Here is an 11,841-nt window from a genome sequence, read left to right as displayed (position 1 = left end):
GGCGACGGTGTTGGACAACACGATGAATCTGCATGATCTGAAGGATCGGAAGTACGACAAGATCCTGGCGGAGTTCCGGGAGTATGTGGATGCGGCGCAGGGTGTGATGACGAAGATGATCATCGATACGGCGTTCTTGTCGGTGGAGGAGGTTGCGACGGCGTGTCGGTTGATCGCGGAGGCGGGGATCGATTGGGCGAAGTCGGCGACGGGTCAGTTCGAGGCGCCGACGTTGGAGCAGGTGTTGGTGATGGTGGACACGTTGGCGGGGTCGGGTACGCGGGTGAAGGTGTCGGGGATCAAGGCGCCGCATGCGCAGAATGCGTATGTGTTCTTGATGGCGGGGGCTGAGTTGATCGGGACGCGTGCGGCGCCGGCGGTGATCGATCAGCTCGATACGTTCCGCCGGATCGGCGTCGTTCCCGCCTACACCGGCTGACACCACGCCACCCGCAGACGACGAGGACTGACAATGACGCAGTATCTGATCGGAATCGACGCTGGGACGACCGGCTGCAAGGCATGCGTGTTCGATACCCAGGGGAACATGCTGGCGCGGGACTACCGTGCCTACCCGTCCTACTACCCGCATCCGGGCTACGTCGAGCAGAGCCCGGACGACATGGTGCCGGCGGTGTTCGACACCTGCCGGGCCGCGGTCGAGAAATCCGGCATCCGCCCGCAGGACGTCGCAGGCCTGAGCATGTCCACGCAAGGGTCCGTCATAGCGATGATGGACAAGCACGACGAGCTCATCCGGCCGTTCGTGAGCTGGCAGGACATTCGCGGCGGGCGCGAGGCGATCGCGTGGATCCTCGACCGGATCCCGAGGTCGGAGTTCTACCGCATCACCGGCGACCCGCTCGGGCTGCTCTTCAGCGTCACGAAGTACCTGTGGCTGAAGCAGAACGAGCCCGAGAACTGGGCCAGGACGGTGAAGCTCCTCGACCAGCAGGACTACTTCCTGCGCCTTCTCGGCGCGGACGGCTACTTCACCGACTCGGCGACGGCCAGTCGTACCGGGATGATGGACATCGACGAGGGCGTCTGGTCGGACAGGCTGCACGACCTTCTCGGGATGCCGCTGGACCTGCGGCCCGAGATCCTCAGCGAGCCCGGACGCGTGATGACCCGCCTCGGCAGCGACGTGGCCGAACGGATGGGCCTGGTCGCCGGCACGCCCGTGGGCATGAGCACCTTCGACCAGAACTGCAACACGTTCGGGTCGGGGGCCGTCGAATCCGGCGCCGCGGTGATGGTCATGGGGACGTTCGGCTCGTGTTTCATCGTGTCCGACGAATCGATCCGCGACCCCGACATGACCCTGGTCGTGAAGCCGAACTTCGGAATGGGCAACTACACGATCGAGGCGTTCTCGAACACCTGCGCCTCGGCCTACCGCTGGTATCACGACGTCTTCGGCGACAGTGAGCAGGCAGCGGCGGCCGTGAGCGGGCGAAACTCCTACGACGTGATCAACGATCAGATCGCGTCCGTCGCCCCCGGAGCCGACGGCGTGACCTTCCTTCCCTATCTGCAGGGCGCGTCGGGGGCGAAGATCAACGACAGGGCCCGGGGGATGTTCCTCGGCATGCGGCTCGGCACGACCAAGCCGGCCATGGCGCGGGCGGTGATGGAGGGCGTCAGCTTCGAGATGTACGACATCGTGCGGGCGGAACTGGCCGCGGGCATCCAGTTGGACGGCATCCGGCTCACCGGCGGCGCGGCCAACAGTCCCCTGTGGTGCCAGATGATGGCCGACATCACCCAGCGTCCCATCTCCGTGCTGAAGTCCTCCGAGACCGGGTGCCTGGGCGCCGCGATGTACGCGGGACTGGCGGTCGGCGCGTACGCCAGTCCGCACGACGCGGCGGCGCAGGCGGTGCAGCTCACGCGCACCTTCACTCCCGACCCGACCCGATTCGACGTCTATCAGGCGGCCCATCGCCGATTCGACGAGGCCTACGAGGCACTGGACGGGAAGATCTTCTGACTGGCCGTGCGGGCCGTCCGCCCCGAGAGACTTTGGAGCATCATGCTGGACATTGTGGATATCTACCAGAGGCACGAATTCGAATGCGACTGTGCGCGTATTCACAAGATGCCCATCGGGAAGATGAGAGTGGGGGCGGGCGTCCTGCAGGATCTGCCCCAGGAGATCGTGAACGGAAAGGTAGGTGCAAAGGGGGTCCTGATAGCCGACGAGAACATCATCGAACTCGTCGGGGATCAGGTGCTCGAATCGTGCGGCTCGGCCGGGATCGAGCTGCGTCCGTTGGTCCTCGCGGGCCCGGTGGTGCCCAACGAGTCGGCGGTTGGCCGGGTCGTCTGCAACATTCCCATGGACACCGACTATCTGGTGTCGATCGGTGGCGGGACGATCACCGATCTCGGGAGGTACGTCGGGTCGCGGCTCGGCCTGCCGGTCGTGAGCATCCCGTCCGCCATGACCATGGACGGCTTCTTCACGAACATGTCGGTCATCATCGTCAACGAGGTGCAGAACACGTACTACCTCGACTATCCGGCGGTGGTCATGGCGGACACCGAGGTCATCGCCAGGTGTCCCACGTTCATGAACGCCGCGGGCGTCGGGGAGGTCTGCGCCAAGATCAGCGCCGGCCTGGACTGGTGGGCGGCGAACCAGGTCAAACAGGTCTACTACTGCGATCGCATCGCCGACATGATGGGCTCCTGCATAGCCGCGGGCGCGTCCGATGCGACCGTGGACGGGATCGCGGTCCGGGATCCGCAGGCGCTCGCCGACCTGACCGACGGGCTGTATCGCAGCGCGGTCGGCATGGCGTGGTACGGATCGTCGATCTGCGGTTCGGGAGCGGAGCACCAGCTCAACCACTTCTGGATCATGTGCCAGGACCGGCGGGGCGACACCCAGTCGATGCACGGCCAGGCGGTCGGCGCCGGAACGGTGGCGAACCTGATGATCTGGGACGAGATCATGGCGGCCGGTCTGCCGGACGTGCCGGGGCCGTTGCCCGATCCCGGTGAGTGGGAGGCCGGCGTGCGACGCGCCTACGGCCAGGGCGCGGCGGACGTCCTGGCGTTGCAGCAGGGCAACCACGTGTTCGGTCGCGAGCATCAGATGGCCGAGCTCCGGCGCCTGAGGGACGTGGCGGACTCGCTGCGGCAGAGGTACGAGCAGACGCCGTCCGCCACGGAGGTGGCCGGTCGGCTCCGCCGCGCCGGGTGCCCCTCGACCCCCGTGGAACTCGGAATCTCCCGCCAGGAGTTCGTGGACAGCGTGCTGTACGCCAAGGAGCTGCGGGCGGGTCGGTACAACTCGCTGTGGATGATCGAGACGCTGGGGCGTGCCCGGGAGATCGCCGAGACCGTCGCGGACCGCCTCGGCTACGGGAGCCGCTGACCCTCGACTCAGGGACGTGCCCGCCCCCATCGGGTCCGGCGACCGGTGGCCCCGGCACCTGCCCGGCGTCGGACGCTCGGCTTCGTGCGGGAGTCTGAGAGAACCCGCTCGAAGGCGAGCGTTCGACGTGCCGGGGGGGCGCGTGAGGCGGACCGCCGCCCGTCCGCTCGTCCCGGCCGCCCGCGGCCACGTCCCGCGCGGCGCCGACGGAGAATCCGGTCCGTTTTTCGGGCAGATCGTGCAATCTCACGCCGAGCGTGATATCAATGGTGCCCATACCCCTTCATTCGAGCCTTGGGATTGGATCATGAGAGCACCGGCAGCCCGGTTGTCCGCGAAGCGATGTCTCCGCGGGATGGCTGCGCGAATGCTCGAGGTCGTCCTCGCGCTCTGACGCACTCGACCCTTCTGTCTTGACTGTTCCGGCGGTTCTGCCGGGTTCTTTCCTTTCTGCGTGACGCCTTGCCGAGGCGTTATTTCGCTTGCCTTTTTCCTCCTGTGAGGTTGTCATGTCTTCTCTGCCCGAAAATGGACACTGGTCTGCCGCCGAGGCCGCGTCCGCATTGCGTTTGGGAGCCGTTTCGAGTCGTGAGCTCGTCGACGCGGCCCTCGACCGGATCGATCGGCTGAATCCGGGGCTCACCGCCCTGGTGGACGTCTGGGCCGAGGCGGCGCCCGAGCAGGCGCGCGCCGTCGACACGGCGATCCGCCACGGGCTCCGGCTCGGGCCGCTCGCCGGGGTGCCGGTGGCGATCAAGGACAACACCGCCGCGGCCGGGCACCGGCTGACCTACGGCGTCACCGCGCTGGCCGACAACGTCGCCTCCCGGGACGATCCGCTCGTGGAGAACCTCCGCGGCGGAGGCGCGGTCATCGTGGGCTCCAGCAGCACCCCGCCCTGGTCGTGGCAGTGGTTCACGACCTCCGACCTGTTCGGGGCGACGAGGAATGCCCGGAATCCGGCCTACACCCCGGGCGGATCGAGCGGGGGCGCCGCCTCGGCCGTGGCGGCGGGCCTGGTTCCGGTCGCGCAGGGCAACGACATCGCCGGCTCGATCCGTTACCCGGCCTACGCGGTCGGCGTGGTCGGGCTGCGTCCCACCCCGGGCGTCGTGCCGGGCAACGACATCGCGCCGCGCCACAAGGCACTGTCGAACCAGCTCTTCGCCGTCGCCGGGCCGCTGGCCCGCTCGGTCGAGGACGCGGCGCTCGGGCTGGAGGCGCTGCGCGGCTATTCCCCGCGCGACCCGGTGTCGGTGCCGACCGTGCAGGCGCGGGGTCGTGGACGGCGGATCGGTCTCTACCTGGGGACCGAGCTCCACCCGCTCGACCCGCCCGTGGAGGATGCCGTGCTGCGTGCTGCGAACGCGCTCAGCGCACAGGGATACGCCGTGGAGCCGCTGACCACCGACGTCTTCGAGGAGGCGTTCGAGCTGGAGGTCGTGCTCTGCTTCGCCGAGTACCTGTACTCGGGGCGGGAGCACATCGCCGAGGGCGGTGAGATCCTCGCCAACGGCCTGGCCGGTCCGGCGGCGATCAGCGAGGACCTGCTCGGCGGGCCGCTGACCCTCGACCGTCTGCTGGACGCCTACGCGCGTCGCGGGAGCACGATCAAACGCGCGCAGTCGCTGCTCGAGGACTACCTGGCGATCCTCACCCCCGCGTCGGCGCAGACGCCCTTCCTCGCCGACGAGGACCAGTGGGCCGACGTGTCGCGACGGAAGGAGATCGTGTACGCCCAGTGGCCGTCATGCGCGACGCCCGTGCTCGGACTGCCCGGGATCGTGGTCCCGACCGACGTGGTCTGGGACCAGATCCCGCTGGGCGTGCACGTCATCGGTCGCCGGTTCGGCGAGCAGGATCTGCTGGATGTCGCGCAAGCGGTGGAGAACGTCGCCGGCCGCGTCCCCGTCGCCGAGCCGATCCCGGCCGGCGCATGATCGACATCGAGAACGTCTCCAAGACCTACCGGACCCCGCAGGGAGACGTCGCCGCCCTGCGCGACGTCAGCCTGCACGTGCGGTCGGGCGAGATCTTCGGGGCGATCGGACGCAGCGGCTCGGGAAAGACCACGCTGATCCGGTGCATCAACCGGCTGGAGACGATCGACCAGGGCCGGATCCGCGTCGGCGGCGAGGAGATCACCTCCATGGCCGAGGCCGAGCTGCGGCGGAAGCGCCGCAAGATCGGCATGATCTTCCAGCACTTCCATCTGCTGCGCAACGACACCGTCCGGCAGAACGTCGCACTCCCGCTGCGGCACTCGACCCTCGGCCGCCGCGAGCGTGCGGACAAGGTGCACGAGCTGCTGGACGTCGTCGGCCTGGGGGACAGGGCGTCCGCCTACCCCAGTCAGCTCTCGGGCGGCCAGCGGCAGCGCGTCGCGATCGCCCGGGCGCTGGCCAACGATCCCGAGATCCTGCTGTGCGACGAGGCCACGTCGGCGCTCGACCCCGAGACGACCGTCTCCATCCTGGCCCTGCTGCGCGACGTGAACCGGTCGCTCGGGCTGACCATCCTGCTCATCACCCATGAGATGAGCGTCGTCAAGGACATCTGCGACCGGGTCGCGGTCCTCCACGCAGGTGAGGTGGCCGAGGTGGGGACGACCGCCGACGTGTTCGCCCGGCCGCGCCACGAGGCGACCCAGCAGTTCTCGCGCTCGCTGTTCGACGACGACGGTGCGACCGCCGCGCTGGAGACCCCGCTGGTCGAGGGCATCGCGGCGAGCGGCGGGTTCGTCGCCCGGCTGCTGTTCGTCGGCGAGGAGGCCAACGCGGCGACCATCTCTCGCCTGTCGCGTTCCTACGGTGTCGACCTGTCCGTCGTCTACGGGACCGTCCGGGTGCTTCACGGGGTGCTCGTCGGCTGCCTCTACGTCGCCTTCGACGGGCCGCCCGACCGGCTGGCCGCCGCCGCGGACGACCTGCGCGCCCGCGGTGTCGGGCTGGACGTCGTCGCGGGCACGCACCCACGGCGGGCGGTCGCCTGATGGACTGGATCGAGCAGTGGCTGCCGAACGCCGTGCGGTACTGGCCGAGGATCGTCACGTCCCTGATCGAGACGCTGCAGATGGTCGGCATCGCCCTGGCCTTCGTGGTGCCGCTCGGCGTGCTGCTGGGAATCCTCCTCCTGGTCGTCGCTCCCGGGCACCTCTACGAGAACAGGCTGCTGGACGCCATCGTCCCCAGGGTCGTCAACCTGATGCGTTCCATCCCGTTCGTGATCATGATCGCGGTGATCATCCCGTTCACCCGCCTCGTCGCCGGTACCGCGGTCGGCGTGCCCGGGGCCGTCGTCCCCATCATCGTCGCGCTGGTGCCCTTCGTCGCCCGGCAGGTGGAGCTCGCCCTCGCCGATGTGGATCGAGGCGTCATCGACATGGCGCTGTCCCTGGGCTTCTCCCGGCCGTACGTGATCGGGCGGGTGCTGCTCAAGGAGGGCCGCTCGGGCATCGTGCGAGCCCTCGTGCTGTCGTCCATCAGCCTCGTGGGCTACACGGCGATGGCCGGCGTCGTCGGGGGCGGCGGCATCGGCGACCTCGCCATCCGCTACGGGTATGCCCGCTTCATGCCCGACATCACCCTCATCTCCCTGATCCTCCTGCTGGTGATCGTGTTCGCCCTGCAAGGCGCCGGAAACCTGGTCCTCCGCAGGACCTCCCACTGACTGTCGCACCCGGCGACACCCGAGAAAGGACCGCAATGATCCGTCGACTGAGAATCCCCGTGGCCGCCGCCGCAGCGCTGCTCGTGATGACCGCCTGCTCCGCCTCGCCGTCGGGCGACGGCACGAACTCCGCCGACGCGGGCGAGTGGACCACGATCCAGACCGCCGCACGATACGACTACGACGAGGTGTTCGAGGCGTTGAACGCCGAGCTCGAGTCGGAGCACATCAAGGTCGTCAACACCGCCTACGACACGTCGATCAACCTGAACGAGCTTCTGCTCGAGGGCGACATCGACATCAACGTCGCCCAGCATCGCGCGTATCTGTCGTACGTCCAGGCGTCCGACGCGAAGTTCGCGGATCTCACGTCGATCGGCGACATCCACATCTCGACCCTGGACCTGTACTCCGAGAAGTACGACTCGGTGGACGCGTTGCCGGACGGTGCGACGGTGGCGATCCCCAACGACGTCCTGAACGGCGGGCGCGCGCTGCTCATCCTGGCGGCGAACGACGTGATCGGGCTGGACACCGACTACGAGGTGTTCCCGACCGTGGAGAACATCAACTCCAATCCGTCGGACCTCGAGTTCGAGGAGATCCCGTCCGACACCATGGTGCGCACACTCGAGGACGTCGATGCCGGCTTCGTCTACTCCATCAACGCGGTGGACGGCGGACTGGACCCGACCACGGACCCGATCCTGAAGAACGGGCTGGACTTCGCGAACGACCCCTTCCAGCTCAACTTCGTGATCGTGTTCACGGTCCGCGGCGAGGACAAGGACGATCCGGTCCTGGCGAAGGTCGTCGACGCGTACCACTCCGATCGCGTGGCGCGGGTCTACAAGGAGCTGTACGCGGGTTCGCTGCTGCCGGTGAACGCCGGCAAGCTGGTGGACCTGAGCGGTCTGTGACCGACGGGATCGGGACGCCGACCCCCGGCACCGGCACCGAGCTGGCCGACGCGTCGGCGTCGGAGCAGCGGCGGCTGCTGGTGACGGGGGAGGTCTCGGCCAGGGAGCTGCTCGATGCGGTGATCGCGCGGATCGAGACGTCCAATCGGGCGATCAACGCGTTGGTGACGCTCGACCTCGAGCGCGCCGCGCGCAGGGCGGCCGCCGCGGACGAGCGCCAGGCCCGTGGCGGCCCGCTCGGTCTGCTGCACGGGCTGCCGGTGGCGCACAAGGACCTGCAGGACACGGCGGGCGTCCGGACCACCTACGGCAGCCGGGCCTTCGCCGACCATGTTCCGCGCGCCGACGCCGCGGTGGTGACGAGGATGGCGGCCGCCGGTGCGATCTCGCTCGGCAAGTCGAACACCCCCGAGTTCGGTCTGGGATCGCACACGGTCAACGCGGTGTTCGGGGTCACGAGGAATCCGTATGCGCCGGACCGGAGCGCCGGCGGTTCGTCCGGGGGCGCGGCCGCGGCCCTCGCCGCGTCCATGGTCTCGCTCGCCGACGGCAGCGACATGGGCGGCTCGCTGCGGACGCCGGCGTCCTTCTGCAATGTCGTCGGGCTGAGGCCCACGCCGGGCCTGGTCACACGCGGGGCGGCGGAGATGGGGTACTGGACTCTCGGCGTCAACGGTCCCATGGGACGCTCCGTGGCCGACGTCGCACTGCTGCTCGCCGCGTTGGCGGGGCACGACCCCGGAGACCCGGTCAGCGTGCCGGTGGATCCGGGGCCGCTGCGGACGCTGGTCTCGCGCGGGTCCGTCGCGGATCTGCGGGGGCTGCGCGTGGGCTGGTGCCCGCATCCGGCCGGCTTCCCCGTCGATCCCGTCGTCCGCGGGGTGCTGGACGATGTCGCGCGGCCCGCGTTCGAGCGGCTCGGCGCACGGGTGCACCCGGTCGACCTCCCCGTCGACCGCGATCTCGCCGACGTGTCGTTCCGCACGCTTCGGCACTGGGCGGCGGCGCGTCGCTTCGGGCGGCTGGTCGAGGAGCGGCCCGAGCTGGTCGGGCCGAACCTGGTGTTCGACGTCGCGGCGGGCCGGTCGGTGACCGCGGAGCGGGTGTGGGCGGCGCTGGCCGCGCAGACGACGCTCCGGCGGGCGGCTCTGGCGGTGTGGCGGGAGTCCGACGTCCTCGCCCTTCCCGCTGCGGTCATCGCCCCGTTCCCGGCGGCGTGGGACTGGCCGCGGCAGGTCGCCGGGACCGGGCTCGACGACTACTCCCGCTGGACGCAGCTCGCTCAGTCGATCACCCTGATCGGGGTTCCCGCCCTGGTGGTGCCCTGCGGGTTCACCGGCGACGGGCTCCCGGTCGGGATCCAACTGGTCGGTCGTCCGTTCGGAGAGGTCGAGCTCCTGCGGATCGGTGCGGCCTTCGAGCAGTCCGTCCCGGCGGGCCGGATCCGCCCGCCCCGGCCCGGCGACCCGTCGTCCTCCTGACCGAGGGCTGTCGACCCGCCATATCCGTGCCGGCCCGCTCCGCTTCGCCGAGCCCCGGCAGGATCCGGGTTCGTCAGCGCGTCTCCGTGTGGGGCGAGAGCCCGGTGCCCGCCCAGAACGACGGGTCCTGATCGCCGCACAGGACATCGATCTCGGAGGTGGAGAACGACGCGAACGGCGCGTGATCGTCCAGCTTCTGGCTGTTCACCCCGACGACCACCTTCGCCGAGGAGCGCACGAACGCGGCCTTGACCGCGGCCTCCTCCTGCGTCGACTCGAACCCGCCGCGGCTCGGGCTGAAGGCGGCCGTCGAGGCGAAGTAGATGTCGAACGCGAAGCCGGCGATGAACTGCTGGCAGTTGCTGCCGACGAGCGAGTCGCTGCGCACGTCGAACAACCCTCCGGTGAGCAGGGCAGTGACGCCGGGCAGGCTCTGGAGGGTCTGGAAGCTGATCAGGCTGTTGGTGACGACGGTGAGGCCGGAGCCCGACGGCAGGATCTTGCACAGCCGGGCCATGGTCGTGGACGAGTCGATGGCGATGGTCCCGGTCTTCGGCACCAGCCGCGCCACCTTCTTCGCGACGACCCATTTCTCGGCGTCGAACAGGACGTTGCGGGTGGAGAAGGGGCGAGCGTCCGCCGGTTTGGCTCCTCCGCGGACGAGTCTCACCAGTCCGAGCCGCTCCAGTTCCGCAAGATCCCTGCGGATCGTCATCTGACTGACGCCCAGCTCCTCGGCCGAGGTGACGGTGCGGATCTCCCCGTGGGCACGAAGGATCTCCAGGAGCGCCTGTGAGCGATTCTCGAAGTCCAGATTCATGCACACACCAGGTCGGAGGGGCCGGAACGGTGCAACGCTACCAACAAGACGGCCGGATCCCTCGCGGCGAGCCGGCCCGCGGCGCCAGGAGCCCATCGGAATAGGCCGATGGGAAGCACTGTTGACGGTTCATGACGCGGAGAAACTACCGAGGCTCGCTCGTCGACGTCTCGTTCGACAAGGATCTGTGCCGCCACGCGGCCGAGTGCGTCCGGGGCATGCCCGAGGTCTTCGACACGCAGCGGCGGCCGTGGATCGATCCCCTGGTCGCGGGCACGTCCGAGCGGGCCGATCACCTGCGCGAGGTCGTGGGCCGGTGCCCTTCGGGAGCGCTGCGGATCGAGGAGCACGATCCGTCGGCGGCGGGAGGAGCGCGATGAGCGCGCTCGTCGTCACCGACGTCCCGGGCCGGCGGCGGTTCGAGGCGACCCAGGACGGCGCGCTGGCCGGGTTCGCCGAGTACCAGCTCGCCGACGCTCTGATCGTGTTCACCCACACCGAGGTCGCCCCGGCGTTCGAGGGCCGCGGGGTCGGGTCGGCGATCGCCCGCTGCGCGCTCGATCAGGTGCGCGCGGACGGTACGCGGAAGGTGCTCCCGGTCTGCCCGTTCATCTCGGGTTGGATCAGCCGCCATCCGGAGTACCTGGACCTCGCCTACAACGCGCGTCCGTCGCGCGCCGACTGAGCCCGGTCCGCGGGGGTCGGCGGTTGACCCCGCAGCTAGCCTTGCCGGGTGAGTGACACAGGCAGGCCGCGCCGCCCGAGCTATCGGGAGCCCGCGGCGCTGGAGGCTCTGGGAGAGGGATCCGACCCGATCGAGCAGATGCACGCGGCGCACGAGACCGCGGCCGTCCTCGTACGCGCCGGGCGCGCCGCCGACGATCCCGAGGTACTGGCGCGACTCATCGCGCTCACCGACGAGATCGGTCTGTCGACCCTGGCCGAGCTGTGGTCGACGCGGCCCGCTCGAAGTCTGCCCGGAGCGCTGTGGCGTCTGTATCTGCTGCGGGAATGGGTGCAGCGCGATCCCGAGACGGCGGCGCGTGAGTACGCCGCCGGGATCCGCTTCACCGAGCCGAACCACGTCGTCGCCGGCGTCGACCCGCCCGGGCCGGACGAAGTGCGGCGGGTCGCCGACGACATCCTGCGCGGGGTGTTCGCCGGTGACCTGGCGATCGCGCTGGAGCGGGCCGCGGCGTTCTGCCTCGTCGTCACGTCGGGGCGCGCCGACGTGTCGGAGGGCACGCGTTCGGCTCGCCGGGCGGCACGACTGCAGACGCTGGCGGCCGATCTCGCCGCATGCGCGCGCCTCTGGCGGGCCGGATCGCTGGAGTGATCGGGCGGGCTTTCGCGTAGCTACGTTCCGGCCGGGAAGCTACCGGTCCCCCGGTAGCGTCGCGGCTTTGGCGTAGCGTCCTGGCCCGGAGCGTAGCTACGCGGACGGTGCAGGCCGAGCCTCGCACAACCTGGCGGTCACCACGCCGGAAGGGCCTGTCCGGGACGGCAGGACTGCTGCCGGTGAACGATGAGCTTGGCCCCAGGGCTCCGGGCGCCTATCCTCGTCTC

At 69.5% G+C, this 11,841-nt stretch carries 12 protein-coding genes; 11 read left to right on the top strand and 1 reads right to left on the bottom strand.

The window, feature by feature from the left end; genetic code table 11:
- The 8 genes from G555_RS0116875 to G555_RS0116840 form a co-directional block, all read left to right on the top strand.
- On the top strand, positions 1 to 439 hold a 439-nt coding region (locus G555_RS0116875), incomplete at its 5' end, for a hypothetical protein (RefSeq protein ID WP_028709755.1).
- 33 nt (positions 440 to 472) lie between these two features.
- Positions 473 to 1,993 carry a xylulokinase gene (locus tag G555_RS0116870; RefSeq protein ID WP_028709754.1) on the top strand — a complete coding sequence of 507 codons (1,521 nt, stop codon included), beginning with the start codon at positions 473 to 475 and terminating at the stop codon, positions 1,991 to 1,993.
- 108 nt (positions 1,994 to 2,101) lie between these two features.
- Positions 2,102 to 3,385, top strand: a complete 1,284-nt coding sequence (locus G555_RS0116865) for an iron-containing alcohol dehydrogenase (protein WP_028709753.1) — start codon at positions 2,102 to 2,104, stop codon at positions 3,383 to 3,385.
- A 509-nt stretch (positions 3,386 to 3,894) separates the two neighbouring features.
- Entirely contained in the window at positions 3,895 to 5,325 is a 1,431-nt protein-coding gene (locus G555_RS20915) for an amidase family protein (RefSeq protein WP_084635368.1), read from the top strand.
- On the top strand, positions 5,322 to 6,377 hold the full coding sequence (locus G555_RS0116855; protein ID WP_028709752.1) for a methionine ABC transporter ATP-binding protein: 1,056 nt from the start codon (positions 5,322 to 5,324) through the stop codon (positions 6,375 to 6,377). Before G555_RS20915 ends, G555_RS0116855 begins: the two co-directional genes overlap by 4 nt.
- Positions 6,377 to 7,054, top strand: a complete 678-nt coding sequence (locus G555_RS0116850) for a methionine ABC transporter permease (RefSeq protein WP_051209564.1) — start codon at positions 6,377 to 6,379, stop codon at positions 7,052 to 7,054. Before G555_RS0116855 ends, G555_RS0116850 begins: the two co-directional genes overlap by 1 nt.
- A gap of 35 nt (positions 7,055 to 7,089) precedes the next feature.
- Positions 7,090 to 7,974: a MetQ/NlpA family ABC transporter substrate-binding protein gene (locus G555_RS0116845; protein ID WP_028709750.1), complete on the top strand. Its 885-nt coding sequence runs from the start codon at positions 7,090 to 7,092 to the stop codon at positions 7,972 to 7,974.
- Positions 7,971 to 9,455, top strand: coding sequence for an amidase (locus tag G555_RS0116840; protein ID WP_245581312.1), 1,485 nt, complete (start codon positions 7,971 to 7,973; stop codon positions 9,453 to 9,455). The genes G555_RS0116845 and G555_RS0116840 overlap by 4 nt, the downstream gene beginning before the upstream one ends.
- A 73-nt stretch (positions 9,456 to 9,528) precedes the next feature.
- On the opposite strand, the gene G555_RS20910 is transcribed toward G555_RS0116840, so the two are convergent.
- Positions 9,529 to 10,275 (bottom strand): DeoR/GlpR family DNA-binding transcription regulator, encoded by a 747-nt coding sequence (locus G555_RS20910; protein ID WP_051209562.1) that lies wholly within the window; start codon positions 10,273 to 10,275, stop codon positions 9,529 to 9,531.
- A gap of 131 nt (positions 10,276 to 10,406) precedes the next feature.
- Here G555_RS20910 and G555_RS0116830 point away from each other — a divergent pair, with 131 nt between their 5' ends.
- From G555_RS0116830 to G555_RS0116820, 3 genes are read left to right on the top strand one after another with little or no spacing between them, the layout of a single operon-like run.
- A complete protein-coding gene (locus G555_RS0116830) occupies positions 10,407 to 10,655 on the top strand; it encodes a (4Fe-4S)-binding protein (RefSeq protein WP_028709748.1) in 249 nt (82 codons plus the stop codon).
- Complete coding sequence (locus G555_RS0116825) at positions 10,652 to 10,960, top strand: GNAT family N-acetyltransferase (protein ID WP_028709747.1); 309 nt, start codon at positions 10,652 to 10,654, stop codon at positions 10,958 to 10,960. Before G555_RS0116830 ends, G555_RS0116825 begins: the two co-directional genes overlap by 4 nt.
- Positions 10,961 to 11,008: 48 nt before the next feature.
- Positions 11,009 to 11,611, top strand: coding sequence for a hypothetical protein (locus G555_RS0116820; RefSeq protein ID WP_028709746.1), 603 nt, complete (start codon positions 11,009 to 11,011; stop codon positions 11,609 to 11,611).
- The last annotated feature ends 230 nt before the right edge of the window (positions 11,612 to 11,841 follow it).

It is taken from the genome of Propionicicella superfundia DSM 22317, assembly GCF_000423465.1.
GTDB lineage: Bacteria > Actinomycetota > Actinomycetes > Propionibacteriales > Propionibacteriaceae > Propionicicella > Propionicicella superfundia.
The sequence above is the reverse complement of the archived record's forward strand: the minus strand, read 5'-3'. Positions and strand labels throughout refer to the sequence as shown.